15 protein-coding genes are annotated in these 18981 nt (G+C 72.8%); 5 read left to right on the top strand and 10 right to left on the bottom strand.

Features of this window, described 5'->3' with window-relative positions:
• Window positions 1-7: 7 nt before the first annotated feature.
• On the bottom strand, window positions 8-214 hold the full coding sequence (locus tag R4P08_RS13745) for a PspC domain-containing protein (protein WP_317814456.1): 207 nt from the start codon (window positions 212-214) through the stop codon (window positions 8-10).
• A gap of 125 nt (window positions 215-339) precedes the next feature.
• The gene (locus R4P08_RS13740; protein ID WP_317814455.1) at window positions 340-1164 is read right to left on the bottom strand and encodes an SDR family oxidoreductase; all 825 of its coding nucleotides are present in this window, start codon (window positions 1162-1164) and stop codon (window positions 340-342) included.
• A gap of 68 nt (window positions 1165-1232) precedes the next feature.
• On the opposite strand from R4P08_RS13740, the gene R4P08_RS13735 reads away from it, so the two are divergent.
• Window positions 1233-5081: a Pls/PosA family non-ribosomal peptide synthetase gene (locus tag R4P08_RS13735; protein ID WP_317814454.1), complete on the top strand. Its 3849-nt coding sequence runs from the start codon at window positions 1233-1235 to the stop codon at window positions 5079-5081.
• Between the two features lie 23 nt (window positions 5082-5104).
• On the opposite strand, the gene R4P08_RS13730 is transcribed toward R4P08_RS13735, so the two are convergent.
• A complete protein-coding gene (locus R4P08_RS13730) occupies window positions 5105-5539 on the bottom strand; it encodes a transcriptional regulator (protein ID WP_317814453.1) in 435 nt (144 codons plus the stop codon).
• Window positions 5536-6009: a hypothetical protein gene (locus tag R4P08_RS13725; protein ID WP_317814452.1), complete on the bottom strand. Its 474-nt coding sequence runs from the start codon at window positions 6007-6009 to the stop codon at window positions 5536-5538. The genes R4P08_RS13730 and R4P08_RS13725 overlap by 4 nt, the downstream gene beginning before the upstream one ends.
• Before the next feature lie 162 nt (window positions 6010-6171).
• On the opposite strand from R4P08_RS13725, the gene R4P08_RS13720 reads away from it, so the two are divergent.
• The 3 genes from R4P08_RS13720 to R4P08_RS13710 are packed head-to-tail and all read left to right on the top strand — an operon-like array spanning window position 6172 to window position 11019.
• Window positions 6172-7566 (top strand): M1 family metallopeptidase, encoded by a 1395-nt coding sequence (locus R4P08_RS13720; RefSeq protein WP_317814451.1) that lies wholly within the window; start codon window positions 6172-6174, stop codon window positions 7564-7566.
• Window positions 7544-8851 (top strand): polysaccharide biosynthesis protein, encoded by a 1308-nt coding sequence (locus R4P08_RS13715; protein ID WP_317814450.1) that lies wholly within the window; start codon window positions 7544-7546, stop codon window positions 8849-8851. Before R4P08_RS13720 ends, R4P08_RS13715 begins: the two co-directional genes overlap by 23 nt.
• Window positions 8848-11019, top strand: a complete 2172-nt coding sequence (locus R4P08_RS13710) for an arabinofuranosyltransferase (RefSeq protein WP_317814449.1) — start codon at window positions 8848-8850, stop codon at window positions 11017-11019. The genes R4P08_RS13715 and R4P08_RS13710 overlap by 4 nt, the downstream gene beginning before the upstream one ends.
• Window positions 11020-11080: 61 nt before the next feature.
• Here R4P08_RS13710 and R4P08_RS13705 read toward each other — a convergent pair whose 3' ends face one another.
• The 4 genes from R4P08_RS13705 to R4P08_RS13690 are packed head-to-tail and all read right to left on the bottom strand — an operon-like array spanning window position 11081 to window position 14896.
• On the bottom strand, window positions 11081-12349 hold the full coding sequence (locus tag R4P08_RS13705; RefSeq protein WP_317814448.1) for an alpha-D-ribose 1-methylphosphonate 5-triphosphate diphosphatase: 1269 nt from the start codon (window positions 12347-12349) through the stop codon (window positions 11081-11083).
• A complete protein-coding gene (locus R4P08_RS13700) occupies window positions 12346-13056 on the bottom strand; it encodes a GntR family transcriptional regulator (protein WP_317814447.1) in 711 nt (236 codons plus the stop codon). Before R4P08_RS13700 ends, R4P08_RS13705 begins: the two co-directional genes overlap by 4 nt.
• Before the next feature lie 32 nt (window positions 13057-13088).
• The gene (locus R4P08_RS13695) at window positions 13089-14195 is read right to left on the bottom strand and encodes a zinc-binding dehydrogenase (protein ID WP_317814446.1); all 1107 of its coding nucleotides are present in this window, start codon (window positions 14193-14195) and stop codon (window positions 13089-13091) included.
• Window positions 14192-14896 (bottom strand): phosphonatase-like hydrolase, encoded by a 705-nt coding sequence (locus tag R4P08_RS13690; protein ID WP_317814445.1) that lies wholly within the window; start codon window positions 14894-14896, stop codon window positions 14192-14194. Before R4P08_RS13690 ends, R4P08_RS13695 begins: the two co-directional genes overlap by 4 nt.
• A gap of 187 nt (window positions 14897-15083) precedes the next feature.
• Here R4P08_RS13690 and R4P08_RS13685 point away from each other — a divergent pair, with 187 nt between their 5' ends.
• Window positions 15084-16232 carry a TIGR03364 family FAD-dependent oxidoreductase gene (locus tag R4P08_RS13685; RefSeq protein ID WP_317814444.1) on the top strand — a complete coding sequence of 383 codons (1149 nt, stop codon included), beginning with the start codon at window positions 15084-15086 and terminating at the stop codon, window positions 16230-16232.
• 104 nt (window positions 16233-16336) lie between these two features.
• Here R4P08_RS13685 and phnE read toward each other — a convergent pair whose 3' ends face one another.
• Together phnE and phnC are read right to left on the bottom strand one after the other, a co-directional pair.
• Window positions 16337-18040, bottom strand: coding sequence for a phosphonate ABC transporter, permease protein PhnE (gene phnE, locus R4P08_RS13680; RefSeq protein WP_317814443.1), 1704 nt, complete (start codon window positions 18038-18040; stop codon window positions 16337-16339).
• A gap of 19 nt (window positions 18041-18059) precedes the next feature.
• On the bottom strand, window positions 18060-18884 hold the full coding sequence (phnC, locus tag R4P08_RS13675) for a phosphonate ABC transporter ATP-binding protein (RefSeq protein WP_317814442.1): 825 nt from the start codon (window positions 18882-18884) through the stop codon (window positions 18060-18062).
• Window positions 18885-18981 lie beyond the last annotated feature (97 nt).

The following is an 18981-nucleotide window of genomic DNA, read 5'->3' as shown; positions in this document are numbered from 1 at the left end:
AGCCCTCTCAGGCGCGGGCGTCAGGCATGACGAACCACATGATCACGTAGAGGAGCAGCTGCGGGCCGGGCAGGAGCATCGATGCCACGAACAGGACGCGGACCAACGCCGGATCGACGCCGAAGTAGTCGGCCAGGCCGCTGCACACACCTCCAACCCAGCGGTCTTCGGATCGGACCAGTCGCTTGGTCCCGGAACCTGAGTTGAAATCCATGACGGTCACCTCGTCGTCGTAGGTCTGCCGGGGACCTTCTCCCCGACGACCTCCACCCTCCTCCACCGCGACCCCCACCACATCGGGGAAAGCCCGGGCTTTAGACCCTGAACCCGATCTGGTGGTCAGGTGTGGAACTCGCCGCAGTCCACGGTCAGGGTCTGGCCGGTGATGGCCGACGCGGCGTCGGAGAGCAGGAACAACACGGGGTCCACGATCTCGTCCTCGGTCGGCAGGCGCCGCAGGTCCATCCGGGAGGCGGTGTGCGCGTAGACGTCGTCCACGCCGCCGCCGTATTTGCCGGCCAGGTGCTCGAAGTACGCCTTGAGCGTGTCGCCGTAGATGTAACCGGGTGCCACGGTGTTGACGCGGATGCCGCGCGGTCCGAGCTCGGTGGCCAGCGAGTGTCCGAGCGCGACCAGGGCGGTCTTGGCGATCTTGTAGCCGGCGTAGCGCTCGCGGGAGTGGTGGATGACGGCCGAGGCCATCATGACGACCGAACTAGGACTCGCCGGCTGGGTGCCGTTCGACGCCGCGCCGTTCGACGAGCCGGCCTCGAGCAGCGGGGTGAACTCCTGGGTGGCACGCAGGGCGCCGAGAACCGACAGGTCCATCCCCCGGGAGATCTGGTCATGGTCGGTCTCCGCGAGCGGCTTCATGCTCGGCACCGCGAACGCGCTGTAGACCAGGCCGTGCACGGCGTCGGTGTGCTCGCCTACCGTCTCGCGCAGCGCGCGCACCGACTCCGGGTCGGTGGCGTCGACCGCCGCGGCGATCGCGGTGCCCCCGGCGGCGCGGACGTCCTCGACGATCCCGTCCAGCCGTGACGCCGTGCGGGCCGCCACCACCACGGTCGCCCCCTCCGCAGCCGCCCGCAGCGCGAGGGTCCGCCCGAAACCCGGCCCCGCTCCCACGATCACGATGGTCTTGTCCCGCAGAGAATCTGTCATGCGCCTCATATAACCAGCCGTATCGCGCCCACCGTGGGGAGTTCACCTCACCGGGATACCATCCGACTGTGCACACCATCCCTGAGCAGTATCTTCGCAGCTCACACGCCCCGAATCCGCGGACGCTCATCGATGTCCTGGGGTCCGCGGCCGAGCGGTACCCGGACGCACCGTGCCTGGACGACGGCACCCGCACCCTGAGCTACGACGAGGTCTGGGAGCAGATCCACACCTCCGCGCGGTGGATGCACGAACAGGGCGTGGGGGCCGGCGACGCGGTGGGGATCCATATGCCCTCGGGGGGTGTCGACCTCTACCTGGCGATCCTGGCCACGCTCGCCGCCGGTGCCGCGTACGTCCCCGTAGACGTCGACGACCCGGCCGAGCGAGCCGAACTGGTGTTCGGACAGGCGGAGGTGGCGGCGGTATTCACGGCGGACGGCATGCGGGTCACGGATCCGGATCGGACCGTCGACCCCGCACTGCACCGGGGCCCCGCCGGTTCGGACGACTGCTGGATCATCTTCACCTCGGGGACGACCGGCCTGCCCAAGGGGGTGGCCGTCTCCCACCGCAGCGCGGCGGCGTTCGTGGACGCCGAGTCCCGGATCTTCCTGCAGGGCTCCCCGCTCGGGCCGGGAGACCGGGTGCTGGCCGGACTGTCCGTGGCGTTCGACGCCTCCTGCGAGGAGATGTGGCTGGCCTGGGCGCACGGGGCGTGCCTGGTTCCCGCGCCGCGGTCGATCGTCAAGTCCGGGATCGACCTGGGCCCGTGGCTGCGCGAGCGCCGGATCACCGTGATCTCCACGGTGCCGACCCTGGCCTCCATGTGGCCCGACGCGATGCTGGCCGACATCCGGCTGGTGATACTCGGCGGCGAGGCGTGTCCGCCCGAGCTCGCCGCGCGTCTCGCCGGCGACGGCCGCGAGGTGTGGAACACCTACGGCCCCACCGAGGCCACCGTCGTGGCGTGCGCGGCCCCCCTCGGTGGACCGGGTGAGGTGTCGATCGGGCTGCCCCTCGACGGCTGGGACCTGGCCGTGGTCGACAGCTCCGGCCACCCCGTCGGTTACGGCGAGACCGGCGAGCTGGTGATCGGCGGGGTGGGGCTGGCCCGCTACCTCGATCCCGCGAAGGACGCGGAGAAGTACGCGCCCATGGAGACCCTCGGGTGGGAACGTGCCTACCGCTCCGGCGACGTGGTGCGGCTCGAACCGGACGGCCTGTACTTCAACGGCCGCGTCGACGACCAGGTCAAGATCGGCGGCCGACGGCTCGAGCTGGGCGAGGTCGACACAGCCGTGTCCGCCCTGCCGGGGGTGAGCGCGGGTTCCGCCGCCGTCAGGAAGACCGACGCCGGGCAGGCCGTGCTGGTGGCCTACCTCGTGGCCGAGGACCCGGAGACCTTCGATCTCGCCGATGCCGCCGGGATCCTGCGGGAGCATCTGCCCGCCGGCGTGGTCCCGCGCCTGGCCGTCGTCGAGGAGTTGCCCACCCGGACGTCCGGGAAGGTCGACCGCGCCGCCCTCCCGTGGCCCCTGACCCAGACCTCCGCCGCCGAGTCCGAGCTCGACGGCACCGACGCGTGGGTGGCCGAGCTGTGGTCCTACGCCCTCGGCGCCGACGTCTCCGGCGTGGACGAGGACTTCTTCGCCCTAGGCGGCGGTTCGTTGGCCGCCGCGCACGTGGTCGTCGCCGTCCGGGAACGGTTCCCCGCCGTCACGGTGGGCGACATCTACGACCGCTCGCGGCTCGGCGACTTCGCCGCCTTCCTCGACGAGCTCCGACCCGAGGCCGCGGTGGAGCCGCGGCACGTCCGGCCCGTCGGCCGCGGCGCCCAGTTCCTGCAGGTCGTGGCCACGATCCCGTTGCTCACCGTCAAGGGCCTGCAGTGGCTCACCTGGCTGGGGATCGCGGGCAACCTCGCCTCCTACGCCGGCATCCCGTGGGCGCGCCCGGTGTCGTGGTGGGTGCTCGGGATCCTGGCGGTGCTCCTCCTGATGCCCGCGGGCCGCATGGTGGTCACGGGCGTCGCGTGCCGCGCCCTCATGGCCGGGGTCACGCCCGGGACGTACCCGCGGGCGGGGTCGGTGCACCTGCGGCTCTGGGCGGCCGAGCGGCTGGTCGAGTCCACGGGCGCCGCCAACCTCGAGGGTGCGGGTTGGCTCACCCCCTTCGCCCGTCTACTCGGCGCGAAGATCGGCCACGGGGTGGACATGCACACTTTGCCCCCCGTCACCGGACTGCTGACCGTGGGCGACCGTGCCTCGATCGAACCCGAGGTGGACCTGGCCGGGTACTGGGTCGACGGCGACATCGTCCGCGTGGGCGCGCTCGAGATCGGTGAGGACGCGGTGGTCGGTGCGCGGTCCACGCTGATGCCGGGCGCGGTCGTCGGTCGCGGCGCCCACGTGGAGATCGGCTCCGCGGTGGTGGGGACGGTCAAGGCCGGGAAGCGGTACGCCGGTTCCCCGGCCCTCAAGCGTGGCAAGCGCGGATCCAGCTGGCCGGCCGAGCACGCTCCGCACAGCCGGGTGTGGAGCCTGGTGTACCAGGTCACCGCCGTGGTGCTGGGCGCGATGCCGCTGGTCGCGCTGGGTGCCGGGCTCGCCCTGGTGGCCTGGGGTGTCCGGGACGCCGGGACCGCGGGCGAGCTGATCCTGCAGGCGACCCTGTGGTCGATCCCCGGCGCGCTGCTCGCACTGGTGCTCTTCGCCGCGATGACCCTCGTGTCGATCCGGGCCCTCTCGGTGGGCCTCGCGGAGGGCTTCCACCCGGTCCACTCCCGCATCGCCTGGCAGGCCTGGTGCAGCGAGCGCATCATGGACGCCTCCCGCAACTGGCTCTACCCGCTCTACGCCTCGATGCTCACCCCCCTGTGGCTCCGGGCCCTGGGCGCGAAGATCGGCCGTGACGTGGAGGCCTCCACCGTCCTGCTCATCCCCTCGCTCACCACGGTCCGCGACGGGGCCTTCCTCGCCGACGACACCATGGTCGCGCCGTACGAACTCGGCGGCGGGTGGATGCGACTCGAGCAGGCGCAGATCGGCAAGCGCGCCTTCCTCGGCAACTCCGGGATCGCCTCCGCCGGCCGCAAGGTCCCCGCGCGCGGCCTGGTGGCCGTGCTCTCCTCGGCGCCGCAGAAGTCCAAGAAGGGGACCTCGTGGCTCGGCTCGCCGCCACAGAAGTTGCCCCGGACGGTCTCCGACACCAACGACGCCCGCACCTACGAGCCGCCCCGCCGGCTCAAGGTCGCGCGCGGCGCGTGGGAGAGCCTGCGCCTGGTCCCGGTGTGGCTCTCGTTCCTGCTGCTCCTCAGCGTCCTGGTGCTGATGCAGGGGGTCCACCTTCAGTGGGGCTTCCTGGTTGCGGCGCTGACCTCCGGGCTCGCCCTCGCGTACGCCGGCCTCGTCGCCCTGTTCGTCTCGGTGCTGGCCAAGTGGCTGTTCGTGGGCAGGATCCGTGCCGGCGAGCAGCCGCTGTGGTCCTCGTTCGTGTGGCGTAACGAGGTCGCCGACTCGTTTGTCGAGCTCCTCGCCGCCCCCTGGATGGCCCGCCCCGCCACGGGCACGCCGATCCTCAACGTGATGCTGCGGATGCTGGGCTCGCGGATCGGTCGCGGCGTCTGGTGCGAGTCGTACTGGTTGCCGGAGGCCGACCTCATCTCGCTGGGTGACGGCGCGACCGTCAACCGCGGCTGCGTGCTGCAGACGCACCTGTTCCACGACCGCATCATGCAGATCGACCGGGTGACGATGGAGAAGGGCGCCACCCTGGGCTGCCACTGCGTCACACTGCCGGCGTCCTCGATCGGCGACGGCACCACCGTGGGCCCGGCCTCGCTGGTCATGCGCGGCGACCGCATCCCCGCCGGCACCCGCTGGCAGGGCAACCCGATCGCGCCCTGGCGAGGCTGACCCACGGCGCACGCAGGTTCGCGTCAGCCGCCGGCGATAGCGCGGAGAGCCTCGAGGTGCGACTCGTAGGCGCGGCGCCCGTCGCGGGTCAGCGAGAGCCAGGTGCGCGGCCGCTTTCCCACGTAGCCCTTGCGGACCTTGACGTAGCCGGCCTTCTCCAGCACCGCGACCTGCTTGGACAGCGTCGAGTCGGTGACCTCGACGGCGTCGCGGATCGTCGCGAACTCGGCGTCGTCGACCCCCGCCAGCGCCGCGACGATGGAGAAGCGCACGGGGGCGTGGATGACCTCGTCGAGTCGGTGCCGGGCGTGCCCCTCCGGGCGACTGCCGGCGCCCGGGGCGGAGCCCCCCGCCGCGACGGACAGCCTCGTCGTCGTCGCCGCCGTTGTCGTTGCGGGGTCGTGTGTCTCGGCGTCGCCCACCGCATCACCCACCGCGTCGCCGACCGCACCGCTCATCGCCCGACACCCTGACCGACACCCTGCCCGGCGCCCCGCCGCGCGATGATCACCGCGGCCACCAGGCCGGGAAGCGCCACCAGCACCGCGCCGAGGAGGTACCACCACGGGGTGAGTCCGATGGTGGTGCGGATGACGTGCAACCCGGTGACGACGACGAGCCCCATCACCCCGGATCCCGCGATCCCCCACAGGTACGTCCGGCCCGAACCGAGGGGGCTGGCGCCGATCGCCCGCCGTTGCCAGGCGATCGCCGCGAACAGCAGCAGCACGTACGGCACTGTCGCCCAGTTGGAGAGCATGATCGCGACGATCCCCACGCCCATCAGGCCGGCGATGGCGGCGACGAACCACGCGAACACGCGGACGTCGTGCGGGGAACTGACCGACGGACGGCGTTCGGCGTGGGCGAGGAGGCGGGCGGCCTCGGCTCGGTCGACCTGATCGGTGGTGGGGTTCTGCGCGTCCATGGGGTGACCTTCCCTCGTCCGCTCCGTGCGGGGTGTCCGCCGGGCGTGACCTCCACTCTAGGCAACTACTTTCTATTGTGGCAAGTAGTTTCTGATTCGACCCGTCGGACGGGGCGCGGCGGGCAGGCCGTGGCACCCGGGTCCACTACACTCACGCGGGTCATGGAATTAAAGGCCGTCAAGAGAGACCTCGTCGCCAAGATCACGGCGCCCCGCAACCCGTCGCTCGCCGACCCGGTGGACCCCTACCTGCCCAGCGCCGGCAACCACGGGTACCGCGTCTCCCGCTACGAGTTGGACCTCACCTACAAGATGAGCCCCAACAACCTGCGCGGAGAGGCCGTGATCACCGCCACGGCCACCGAGCCGCTCTCGGCGATCCACCTCGACCTGTCCCCCCACCTGGACGTGTCCAAGGTGGTGCTCGACCGCGGTCGCGTAGCCAAGTACTCGCGGCCCCGGGGCAAGCTCACGGTGACCCTGGCCGAGCCGCTCGCCGTGGGGTCCGCCTTCACCCTGACCATCCGCTATGCCGGCAACCCCCGGCCCATCCGCGGCGCATGGGGCGAGGTCGGCTGGGAGGAGCTCACCGATGGCGTCCTGGTGGCCAACCAGCCCAACGGTGCGGCCAGCTGGTTCCCGTGCGACGACCACCCGTCGTCCAAGGCCCCGTTCCGCATCCGGCTCACCACCGACTCGCCGTACCACGCGGTGGTCACCGGCTCGCTGGTGGGCAAGAAACGCAGCGGCAGCATGACCACCTGGGAGTACGACCTCCCGCAGCCCACCTCCACCTACCTGGTCAGCGTCAACCTCGGGCAGTACGAGCACCTGGAGGTGACGGGCGGGGCGGTGCCGTTCCACGCCTACGTGCCCGCCGACCTCAAGCGGGAGTTCCGCGTCGCGTTTGCCCGCCAGGTCGAGATGATCGACGTCTTCACCAACCTGTTCGGCCCGTACCCGTACCCGGACTACAAGGTCGTGGTGACCGATGACGAGCTGGAGATCCCCCTCGAGGCGATGGGCATGTCCACGTTCGGCCGCAACACGGCCGAGTCGGGGACGGACGACGAGCGCCTGATCGCCCACGAGCTCGCGCACCAGTGGTTCGGCAACGCCGTGACGGCGGCCGAGTGGAAGCACATCTGGCTGCACGAGGGCTTCGCCTGCTACGCCGAATGGCTGTGGACCGAGTTCTCCGGCGGCGCCGACGCCGGCAGTCACGCGCTGCGCTACTACTCCAAGCTGCAGAACTCGCCGCAGAACCTCCTGCTGGCCGATCCCGGGCCGAAGGACATGTTCGACGACCGCGTCTACAAGCGCGGCGCGCTCACCCTGCACGCACTGCGGCTGACCATCGGCGACGCCAAGTTCTTCGATCTGTTGAAGAAGTGGGTCGTCACGTACTCCGGCAGGAACGTCACCACCGACGACTTCCTACACATGGCGGCCGACCACTCCCCCGTCGACCTGCGCCCACTGTGGGACGCGTGGCTGTTCTCCGAGCCGCTGCCGCCCACCCTCGGCATGCCCGATGGCGACGCCGGCCGCCGCTGACCCGACACCCACGACCGGCAGCGGCGCCGCGGGTGGGATGCGGGCACTGACCCTGGCGACCCTGTTCGCCGCCGCCTCCGGTTACCTGGTCATGGTGGTGGCCGGCCGGACGCTGGGCCCGGTCGACTACCCGCTCTTCGCCACCTACTGGGGGGCGTTCTTCGCGCTCGGCGGCGTGGCCAACGGGCTCATGCAGGAGGCCACGCGCGCCGTGCGCTCGGCGCGGGTCGGCGCGATGCCCACACCGCGCACGGGTAACCCGGTCCGGCTCCTACCGGCCGGGCTGATGCTGGGCCTGGTGCTGGCCGCCGTCGTGGTGCTCAGCGCGCCCGCCTGGCCGACCCTGGGGCTGCCCACCTTCTCGGGCGCCGGGGTGGCGATCATGGCGTTCGGCATCCTCGGCTTCACCCTCCAGGCCGCCACCGCGGGCGCGCTGTCGGGCACCGAGCGCTGGAGCCTCTACGCCGCGCTGCTCACCGTGGACGCCGCGCTGCGCCTGCTGGTGGCCGGGGTGGCGTGGTGGCTCGGCGACGCCGGGCTCGGGTTCGCCCTGGCCACGGTCGCCGGCACGCTCACCTGGGCGCTGATGATCGCGCTCTCCCCCGCCGCGCGCGCCGCCCTCGCGTCCGCCCTCGACGCGGGCCGGGGGCGGTTCTGGCGCAACACCGGCGCCGCGATGCTGGCCTCCGCCGGCACCTCCGTCCTGGTCACCGGCTTCCCGCTGTTCGTCACCGCGACCGTGCGCGCGAGTGACCCCGCCCCGCTGGTGGGCGCGGTGATCCTGGCCATCACCCTGACCCGGGCCCCGCTGCTGGTCCCGCTGACCAGCTTCCAGAGCGCGATCATCGTCTACTTTGTCCAGCGCCGCGCCAGCGGACCGCGCGCCCTGGTGGCCCCTCTCGGCCTGGTCACGGCGATCGGGATCGTGGGCGCCGGCGCCGCCTGGCTGGTGGGCCCCTGGCTGATCCGGGTGCTGTTCGGCGCCGAGTTCGAACTGCCCGGGGCGGTTCTGGCCGCCCTCACCGCCGCCTCCGTGGGCACCGCCGCGCTGATGGTGACCGGGAACGCCGCGCTGGCCTTCGACCGGCACCTGCTCTACAACGCCGGCTGGTGGGTCGCGGTCCTCGCCGCCCTGATCCTCCTGGTCGCGATTCCCGGCCCTCTCGACGTGCGCTCGGCCATCGCGCTGCTCGCCGGGCCCGGCATCGGCGTCGTGGTCCACGTCGCCGGCCTCGTCGTCGCCACCCGCCGCGCCCCCGCCGCCGCGCCCAGGCACGCCGCATGACCGCCCCCAGGCTCCCCGCGCGGGGCGCGGTCGAAACCACGGCGCGGGGCGCGGCAGAGCACCTCGCGCGCCGCGCGGCAGAACTCCTGGCCGCGCTGGTGGTGGCCGCGCTCGTCGGCACGCTGACCCTGGCCGCGGTGAGCGCGTGGCCGTTCCCCGAGCCCAGCTGGCTGCCCGAGACAGCTGGCGCCACCCTCGCCGCGGCGTTCGTGATCCTGGCCGGTTGGCTGCTGCTGCGCCGGGGTGGCGGGGGCGGGCGCGGCGGGCGCGAGCACGGCAGGGGCAAGCACGGCAGGGGCAAGCACGCGAGGACAGGGAGCCGAGGGCGCGGAACCAGTGAGCGCGGGCTGTGGCTCCTCGGCACCGCCGGGCCGGCCTTCCTGGCCTCCTCCCACCTCGGTCTGCTGCTGAGCGGCACCCCGCACTACCTGTTCGGGCTCGGCGGCGACCAGCTCAACCGCGTCGCCTACGTCACCCGCTTCGCCGACTCCCCCGCGCTCGACGACCCCTTCTACGCCGACGCCGCCCCCTTCTATCCGCCGCAGTGGTTCTGGGTGGGCGGCCAGCTGGCCCGGATCGCGGCCGTCGACGGCTGGCTGGCCTACAAGCCGTACGCGATCCTCACCATGGCCATCGCGGGTGCGATCGCGTTCGTCGCCTGGCGCTGGCTGGTCCCCACCCGCCTCGCGGTCCTGTTCGGCCTGCTGACAGCGGTCATCGGCGGGCACACCAACGCCTACGAGCCCTACTCCTGGATCCTCATCTGCCTGCTTCCCCAGGTCGTGGTGGCGACCTTCCTGCTCTGCGCACGCGCCGCCGCGCGGGCGCACGACCCCGAGGGCGGCCAGCCCACGTGGCCGCTGGTCGTGACGATCGGCCTCTACCTCGGCTGGGCCGCGCTGGGTTACACGCTCATCGCGGGGTTCGCCGCGCTGATGGTGGGCCTCGTCGTCGTCGTCCACCTCCGGCGGTTCCGCGCCGACCGGGCGGTGGCCTGGGCGCTGCTGGCCCGCCTGGCCGCCATGGCCGCGATCTCGGTGGCGCTCGCGCTGGTGTTCTGGCACCGCTTCCTGCTGGCGGTGCTGGGCGGTGCCGGGACCGAGCCGTCCGTCGCCAACGATTTCGCCCCCGAGGTCGGTTCGCGCTGGCCGCTGCCGATGTTCGACGTGTCCGCCGTGGGGCTGTTGTGCCTGATCGGCGTGGTGTGGGTGGTGGTGACGGTCTGGCCGGGCGGCGCCGGCCGGCTCGCCGATCGCGGTGCGGCGGCGGTGACGACCCGGATCGGAACCAGCGAGGTGGGGGGCGGAGCCGGGGACGTCTCCCTCCGACCAACCAACGACGACGACGACGACGAGGCGACCTTCGCCACCCCGGGCTGGCCGCTGCCGGCGCCCGACCGCGCGGTCGTGCTGGCGCAGGCGCTGGGATTGATGGTCGTGGCGGTGTTGGGCTGGTTCGCGCTGTCCGGACTGCGGGCGGTCGCGGGGAGCACGCTGCTGCCGTTCCGGATGATCCCCGTGATCACCCTGGCTCTGGCGTTGGCCGGGGTCGTCGGTGCGCTCGCCCTGGCCCGCTGGGCGATCGGCACCTCACCCGTGGCCGGTCCCGCCGCCTCGCGGGGTCGGGTAGCGGCGGTGGCGGTGGTGCTGGCCGGACTGGCCGCGATCCAGATGGTCCAGCACGTCTCGGAGGAGGACTCGCACTTCGCCGCCGTCGCCCGCGAGGCCCCGGCGCCCCCGACCGACGTGCTCGAGGCGATCGACCAGATGACCGGGGGACGCGAGCCCTCCGAACTGGTGGTGCTCACCTCCGACCCGGCCCTGTACGCCTACCGGCCGTACTTCACGTTCCAGGCGCCGGCGCAGGCCTACGCCACGCCCGCCGCGCGGTACACCGAGCGACTCGAGGAGATCCGGCGGTGGTCCGGCGCCGACTCCCCCGGGCAGCTGGCCGCGGCACTGGACTCGGGCGCGTTCCGCGCTCCCGACGTCCTGGTGCTCACGCGGGAGGGCTCGCGCCGCTGGGTGCTGCCCGTCTTGATCAACACGATGCCGCTCGAGAGCAACAACGCCCGGGAGGAGATCGTGTTCCGTCCCCGGCAGTTCGACGACCCGGCGCTGTTCGACGTCCGCGAGGTGGGTTCGCGCATGGTGATCGTGCGCCGGTAGTGGCCGCGCCGCTGGCCAGGCGGTGCCCAGGTCAGGCGGTCCGTGGTCAGACGGTCCGTGGTCAGACGGTCCGCGCGGTGAGCGTGCCCACCACGCGGCGCGGGACGGCCGTCCCCGGTCGGGGCTCCACGAGCACGATGTCCGCGCGCATCCCCACCGCCAGGACCCCGCGGTCGCGTAGTCCGGAGAGCCGGGCCGGGCCGGCGGACAGCAGCTCGGCGGCGGCCGGCAGCGTCAGGCCCGCTCCGCCCTCGGCGACCGGGGTGACGAGCACGGCCAGAGCGCCGACCAGGGCCCCGGGGTGGAAGTCGGAGGCCACGGCCGTGACCAGGCCCGCGCGGACCAGCTCGAGCGCCGAGACGTTGCCGGCGTGCGAGCCGCCCCGCAGGATGTTCGGCGCCCCGACCACCGTGCCCAATCCGCGCGCGATCGCGTACTCCGCCGCCTCGACCGTGATGGGGAACTCGGCGATGCGGCCACCCCTCGCGGCCAGAGCGTCGACCGCCTCCCGCGTGTCCGGGTCGTGACCGACGGGGCGGACCCGGCCGGCGGCGACGAGCTGGTCCACGGAGGCGAGCGTCCGGGTCACCACCGCGCCGCCGGCCTCTCGTCTGCGGTGGAGGAACTCCACCCGGTCGAGCGCCTCCGCGCGACCCACTCCGTCGGTGGCCACGATGTAGTCGGCGAGCACGCCCGGGTCGCGGTACTGCCCCTGACCGGGAGAGTGGTTCTCCAGGCTCACCGGGAGCGGGTCGGCGCCGACCGGGCGGTTCGCCAGGAGCTCGTGCAGGTCCTCGACCGCCGAGGGCGAGAGCAGGTCCAGCCGCACCATCTCACGGTGGTCCACCAGGCTGTGGTCCACCAGTCCCCGGTCCGCCGCCGCGATGCGCTCATGGATCGCCCGCCACGACCCCGGCGCGACGGGGACGCCGTGCGCGGTCATCTCGCGGACCCCGACGCAGTGGAACACCGTGGTCACGCCCGCCGCCCGGAGCCGGGACTCGAAGGAGACGAAGGCGGCATCGGCGGCCACCGGCGGGGCCCCGCGGCGGGGACGCATCTCCCCCTCAAGCCCGTCGCAGTGGGTGTCGACGAACCCGGGCAGCGCGAGCAACCCGGTCGCGTCGACCACCGGCAGGTCGGAGGTGGTGCCCGGGCCAGCGTCCGGGCCGGTGCTCGGGCCAGCGTCCGCGCCGGTGCCGGGGCGGACCGACCGGATCAACCCGCCGCGGACCTCGATCACCCCGGAGGGGACGACGCGGTCGGCCGTGACCACGTCCGCACCCACGACCAGGAAGTCAGGGGCTCCGAGGACCGGGACGCCGGTCATCGGCCGAACACCATTCTGACGCGGTCAATGCGGGTCCAGGCGTAGCTGACCATGAGCGGGCGACCAGTGGCGGCGTCGACGTTGTGGGACTCTACGAACCAGGTATGGGTGTACGGGTCGAGCTCCAGACGCGCGCACACGTGCGGTGGGGCGACGTCGACGCTGCCACTCAGTCGCTCACGCCGCATCTCACCGCCGGCCCCGCGGATCACCTCACCCAGTGATCCCACGACCCGCAGGGCGGTGCGCAGGTCGGTGGTGATGTCGCCCGTCACCCATTCGTCGAAGAAGCAGGCCGGCGCGTCGTCGATGTACCCGAGTCGCTCGAGTCGGATGGCCTGGTCGCCGGGGGCGAGCCCGAGGACCCTGGCCCTCTCGTCGTCGACGCCCTCGACCCGGTGGGAGAGGGTGACGACTCGCGCGGTGGCGCCGCTCGCCGCGACGATCCCGTGGAAGGACGGTTCGACCGTCGAGGAGATCGGGTACTCGACCCGGCGGTTGACAAAGGTCCCCCGGCCCTGGACCCGGCGGACGAGGAAGCGCTTCTCGAGCCCGCCGATCGCGGATCGGACCACCGAGCGGGTGGCGGAGAACCGGCGCATCAGTCGGGCTTCGCTGGGGAGCAGGGTGCCGTCGGGCTGGTCGGCGATCTCGGCCACCAGGGCGTCCTCGATCTGCGCGACGCCCGCCTCACGGTCACCCGTCACGGTTCCACCTCCGGCGGTCGACACCGCCCGGGTCAGTCGCCGGGCCGGAGCGCCACCCGGAGTCTACCGGCGGCGGCCGGCGCCGCTCCGGAGGCTACCGCGGCCACCTCGGACATCAGGCGCGGGCCGTCCACCAGGCTCTCCCAGGGCAACCGGCCCCTGGTGTCGGCGAGCATGCGCAGGGCCCGGTCCAGGTGGACGGGCTCGTAGTTGTGGACCCCGACCACCCGGTGCAGCCCGCGCACGATCCGCTCGGGGTCCACCGGGACCGGCGCGGACGGGGCGACCGACCCGGCCAGGACCACCGTGCCGCCCACGTCCAGCGCGTCCAGGCAGGTGGTGATCCCGGCGGTGGTCCCGGACAGCTCCACCGCCACGTCGACCGGGCCGTCGGCTCGCTCAGTGTCGGGCGCGGCCTCGCGCCCGCCATCGCGCTCGGCGGTGGCACCGAAACGACGGGCGACCGCCACCCGATCCGGGTCGGGGTCGACCACCTGGACCCCTGCGGCGCCGTACCAGCGGGCCGCGGCCACCGCGCTCACCCCCAGCATGCCCAGCCCGGTGATGAGGACGCGCGCGCCCCCGAGCGCCCCCGACTCCGCTCCGGCGGCGTCGAAGCAGGCCATGATGGTGGCCCCGGCGCAGGCCGCGGTGGCCGCGGGCCCGTCACCGACGCCGGCGGGGACGCGCGCCACCGCCAGCCCCCGTCGCAGGTGCACGTGCGAGGCGTACCCGCCCGAGAGCGGCCACGGCCCGTCGATCGGCTCGTGGCCGGTCTTGAGCAGGGAGCGACACTTGGCCGAGCGGCCGGCGCGACAGCGGTCGCAGTCGCCGCATGCGCACGTCACGCCCCAGGCGACCCGGTCGCCCACCGCGAGCGGGTCACCCTGCAGGTCGGTGGCGCCGTCGGGGTGGAGCTCGACGATCTCGCCGACGCTCTCGTGCCCGAGTATCGACGGGCACGGACCAGATCGGCGGCCGGTGACCGTGTGCACGTCCGAGCCGCAGACGGTGGAGCACCGGACCGCCGCGAGCGCTTCACCCGGGCCGAGCTCCGGAAAGGGCACCAGCCGGGTCTCGAACCCGGTCCCGCCGGTCCAGACGTGCGCTGTCGCCTTCCGGTTCCCGGCCGGGGTCACGCGGACGCCGGGGCGGGCGCGGCGAAGAGTTCGCCCGGGAGATCGCAGATCGAGTCCAGTACGAGCTGCGCGGGGGTGTCCGCGAAGTCGTCGGCCGTCAGGGCGCCCGTGAGCACACCCACGGCGAGGACGCCGGCGTTGACCGCGGCGCGCACGTCGGCGCCGGTGTCGCCCACGGCCGCGACGGCGGCGACGTCGTGCGTTCCGGTGAGCTCCATGGAGCGATGGATGAGATAGGGGGCCGGGCGCCCCTCGGCCACGGTGTCCGCGCACACGACCGCGTCGACGGTGGCCGCCGGGTCACCGTCGCCGACCGTCCAGCCCAGGCCCGCGAAGAGCGACTCCGCGACGGGTGTGGTGAACCCCGTGGTGAGCGCGACCTTGACGCCGGCCGACCGGACGCGGCGGAAGAAGTCCTCCACACCGGCGATCGGGGCCGGCGGGTTCTCCCGGTACGTCGTCTCGAGCACCTGGGAGAACCGCTCGAACGCGGCGTTCACGCGCGCGTCGGAGGCGTCCGCGCCGCCCAGTTCGAGCAGGTTGCGGATGGCCCAGCGCTTCTCGATGCCGGTCCACTCCCGCAGGACCTCGTCGGAGATTTCGGCCCCGAACTCGGTGACGACGTCGTGGAGCACTCGGTAGACGAGATTGCCCTCGTCCACGGTGGTGCCGGCGACGTCGCAGGACAGCAGTGTGATCATGGTTTCTCCGCGGGTTCGGGGCGGGCCGGGCATCGAGCCGGTGACCGCCGGTGACGGGTTCACCGTAAGTGGGTTCACCCGCCCCGCGACGACCTCCGGAGGTCATCCACATTTCATCCGGGTGAACAGTCGCCCAGCTCGTCTGACGAGCCGCCGAGACGGCCCCGCCGCTTGGCAGGATCAGACCATGACGGACGACTCTTCCCCGAACACCCCCCTGCCCCGCCACACCGACCTCCTGGTCGTGGGCGCCGGCATCGTCGGCATCGCGCACGCCGTGGAGGCGGCCCGGACGGGGATGACCGTCCGGGTCCTCGAGCGCGACGCGCGCGCGGTCGGCGCGTCCATCCGCAACTTCGGTCACGCCTGCGTCACCGCCCAGTCCGACGACCTGGTCGAGACGGCGCTGGACTCCCGCGACGGGTGGCTCACCGCAGCCGCGGAGTCCGGGATCTGGGCGCGAGAGGCCGGCGCGGTGGTGGTGGCCCGCACCCGCGCCGAACTCGGACTCCTCGAGGAGTTCAGGGATCAACGGGGGGCCGAGCTCGTCGAGCTGCTCGACGCCGCCGGGACCGCCGCACGGATCGGGGCTCCCGCGGCTGACGCGGGGATCGTGGGCGGCGCCTTCCTCCCCGCCGACCTGCGCGTGGACCCGCGGACCGCCGTCGGCGGCCTCACCAGGACCCTCGCCGGGCGGCCGGGGGTGGAGGTCCTGTTCCGCACCGCGGTCGGCCGGATCGGCGACGGCGAGGTCGACACCGCCCGCGGCACGTTCACCGCCGACCACGTGGTGGTGTGCACCGGGCACGACCTCGATCAGCTCCTTCCGGACCTGGCCGACCGGCACCGGGTGCGGCGCTGCGCGCTGGAGATGGCGAGCGCGGACGCGGTCGCGGGCCTGCGCACCGAATCGGCGCTGCTCACCGGATATTCGATGGTGCGCTACGGCGGATTCAACACGCTCTCGTCCGCCCCGACGGTCGCCGCCGAGTTGGCCGAGCGCCGTCCGGACCTCGTCGGGGTCGACGCGAACATCATGCTCACCACACGGCCCGACGGCAGCCTCCTGCTAGGCGACAGCCACCACCGTGACCTCACCGTGGACCCGTTCCTCGACGAGGACGTCGCGACGCTACTGCTCGACGAGCTCGCCTCGATCGTGAGTCCCTCCGGTTTCCGGGTCCGGCAGCGTTGGCAGGGCGTCTACGCCTCGAGCCCCGACACCGACCTCGTCGTGGAGCGCGTCCACCCGCGGACCACGGCAGCCGTGGTGACGACCGGGATCGGGATGACCATGTCCTTCGGCGTCGCCCGCCGGGTGCTTCGGGGGCTTTGACGACCCGGGGAACGGGACGACGCAGGGGACTTCGACGACACAGGGCCCGCGGCCCCCGGTCGTCCCGGGGGCCGCGGGCCCGTGGCGTCGTCGCGTCGGTCGGGTCAGCGGACGCTCGAGCGCACCCAGACCGACAACGCCTCCACCACCAGGACCACTGCGAGGATCATGAGGATGATCGTGGTGACGACGTCGAACTGGACCACGCGCGAGGCGTTGAGCAGGTAGAAGCCGATACCGCCGGCGCCGACGACGCCGAGCAGCGTGGCGGAGCGGATGTTGGTGTCGAGCAGGTACATGACGTGGGCGATGAAGGACGGGGCCGCCTGCCGGGCGGTGGCTGAGCAGAACACCTGGACCCGGGTGGCCCCGCTCGCGCGCAACGCCTCCTGCACACGGACGTCGGTCTCCTCCAGCGAGTCGGCGATAAGCTTGGACAGCAGGCCGACGGCGCCGATGGCCAGGGCCAGCGTCCCCGCGACCGCCCCGAGACCGGTGATGACCACAAGGACGATGGCGATGATCAGCTCGGGGATGCCGCGGACGAACACGATGAACATCCGGGCCGAGGTGTGGACTGTGGCGTCGGGGACCACGTTCCGGGCGGCCAGCACACCGACGGGCACCGCGATCACGGCGCCGAGCAGCGTCGCCGACAGCGCGATCTGGACGGTGACCAGCAGCTGCTCCAGGAGTTCGGGCAGGATTCCGCCGGTCCCGGGCGGGAGGAACAGCCCCAGCGTCCGCGGCAGGTCGACGATCCCCGCCCAGAACCGGTCGGCGGACAGATCCGCGCCGACCACGGAGGCGGCGAGGATCACCGCGACGGCGCCGATGGACAGGAATCGCCGGATGCGGTCGACGGTCCACGGCGGCGCGATCCCGACGGCTCCGGTGTCTTCACCCGCGCCGCCACCGCGACGGCCCAGGACCCAGCCGCGCCGCGCCGGTTCGGTGCCGGACCGGCGCATGAGTGCCCGCCGCACCGCACCCGAGAGCAGCTCGGTGGCGACGCACAGGGCGAGTACCACCAGCGCGAGCGCCATCCCGCGCTGATAATCGAGGGTGCGCAGTGCGTCGGCGATCGCCAGCCCGATGCCGCCGACGCCGACATAGCCGAGGAGCACGGAGGTGCGCAGATTGATGTCGAACCGGTGCAGCGCGGTGGCGATGAGCTGGGGCATGAGCGCGGGGATCACGGTCGCCCACACGACCTGGCGACGGGTCGCCCCGGCCGCCTCGGCGGCATCGACGGGTCCGCGATCGAGTTCCTCGATCGCATCGGCGTAGAGCTTGCCGATCATGCCGATGGAGTGCAGCCCCATCGCGAGCACCCCGGGCAACGCCCCCAGGCCGAACACCCGGAAGAACAGGATCGCCAGGACGAGGTCCGGCACGGCCCGGCACAGCACGATGAGGGACCGGGCTGTCCCGCGTCCCGCCCGGGTGCGGCCGGACGTCGACGCGGCAGCCAACGCCACCGGGATCGACAGCACGACCGCCAGGGCGGTGGCCAGAACGACGATCGCCAGGGTCTCGGCGATGAGCAGCGCGAGTTCGACCGCGGGCGGGAAGTCCAGGGGGAACATCCGCGAGACGAAGTCGGCCGCGTTGGAGAGGGAGTCGAGGATCGAGGCCACGTTGATCCGAAGGTCGATCGTCGACCAGACGGCCGCGGCGAGCAGGGCGGTGAGGAAGAGCCCGACCGCGGTCCCGTTCAGGGACGGCCGGGGCCGCGTCGGGGTGGACGGGCTGAGCAGGGCGGAGGCCGCCGGGCCGCGGCCCGGGGCGGCGGTGGACGTCGTCATCGGTGACACCGGGTGCCCGTCACACCGTCGCCGGGCGCGCGAGGTGCACGCTCGACAGGTCGGGGGCGGCGACCTGTTCGTAGATCATCAGGGCCTCGCTCGCGTCGATCCCGGCCGCCCGCCGATCCATGACGACCTGGCCGGTGCGGAGGCCGACGATACGGTCCGCGAAGGACAGGGCGAGTTCGACCTGGTGGAGCGAGCAGATCACGGTGAGCTCCTCCTCCCGGGCGATCTGCGCGATGAGCTCGATGACCTGCGCTGCCGAGCGGGGGTCGAGCGAGGCGACCGGCTCGTCGGCCAGGAGGACCCTGGGCTTCTGGATGAGCGCCCGCGCGATGGCGACGCGCTGCTGTTGACCGCCGGACAGGGTGTCGGCGCGCTGGTGGGCGCGGTCGGCCAGCCCGACCCGGTCCAGCTGCTCGAGCGCTTCGCGCCGGACCGCGCGCGGGTAGGTCATCAGCGACAACCGCGGTCCGCGAAGTGATCCGAGCCGGCCGGTGCACACGTTCTCCAGCACCGACATGGACCCGACGAGGTTGAAGTCCTGGAAGATGAAGCCGATCTCCCGTCGCGCGATACGCAACTGGCGCGCACTGGCCGTCTCCATGCGGTGGCCCAGAACGGTGACCCGCCCGCTGGTCGGCCGCTGGAGTCCGTTGATGTGGCGCAACAGCGTCGATTTACCCGACCCGGACAGGCCGAGCAGGACCGTGACCTCACCGGTCCGGAACTCGAGCGAGACGTCGTCCAGCCCCAGGACCTCGGGGCTGAAACGGCGACTCACGGATTCCAGGACGACGCTCGCGTCAGTCCGTGGACGGTTGTGATCGCGATCAGGCATGGGAAACCTTCAACTTTCTCGGTTCTTGTCCGGGCTGGCCGGGTTCTTGCTGGGGCGGGCCGGGGCGCTATCGGGTTGACCGGGCTCTTTTCGGGAT

Source organism: Rhodococcus sp. IEGM 1408, assembly GCF_033142235.1.
Lineage (GTDB): Bacteria > Actinomycetota > Actinomycetes > Mycobacteriales > Mycobacteriaceae > Dietzia.
This window is presented reverse-complemented; position numbering and strand designations above follow the sequence as displayed.

Bases quoted from the DNA above. Each gene is read 5' to 3' on its own strand.
- R4P08_RS13745 (WP_317814456.1), bottom strand. From the start codon at position 214: ATGGATTTCAACTCAGGTTCCGGGACCAAGCGACTGGTCCGATCCGAA.
- R4P08_RS13740 (WP_317814455.1), bottom strand. From the start codon at position 1,164: ATGACAGATTCTCTGCGGGACAAGACCATCGTGATCGTGGGAGCGGGG.
- R4P08_RS13730 (WP_317814453.1), bottom strand. From the start codon at position 5,539: ATGAGCGGTGCGGTCGGCGACGCGGTGGGTGATGCGGTGGGCGACGCC.
- R4P08_RS13725 (WP_317814452.1), bottom strand. From the start codon at position 6,009: ATGGACGCGCAGAACCCCACCACCGATCAGGTCGACCGAGCCGAGGCC.
- R4P08_RS13720 (WP_317814451.1), top strand. From the start codon at position 6,172: ATGGAATTAAAGGCCGTCAAGAGAGACCTCGTCGCCAAGATCACGGCG.
- R4P08_RS13715 (WP_317814450.1), top strand. From the start codon at position 7,544: ATGGCGACGCCGGCCGCCGCTGACCCGACACCCACGACCGGCAGCGGC.
- R4P08_RS13710 (WP_317814449.1), top strand. From the start codon at position 8,848: ATGACCGCCCCCAGGCTCCCCGCGCGGGGCGCGGTCGAAACCACGGCG.
- R4P08_RS13705 (WP_317814448.1), bottom strand. From the start codon at position 12,349: ATGACCGGCGTCCCGGTCCTCGGAGCCCCTGACTTCCTGGTCGTGGGT.
- R4P08_RS13690 (WP_317814445.1), bottom strand. From the start codon at position 14,896: ATGATCACACTGCTGTCCTGCGACGTCGCCGGCACCACCGTGGACGAG.
- R4P08_RS13685 (WP_317814444.1), top strand. From the start codon at position 15,084: ATGACGGACGACTCTTCCCCGAACACCCCCCTGCCCCGCCACACCGAC.
- phnE (WP_317814443.1), bottom strand. From the start codon at position 18,040: ATGACGACGTCCACCGCCGCCCCGGGCCGCGGCCCGGCGGCCTCCGCC.
- phnC (WP_317814442.1), bottom strand. From the start codon at position 18,884: ATGCCTGATCGCGATCACAACCGTCCACGGACTGACGCGAGCGTCGTC.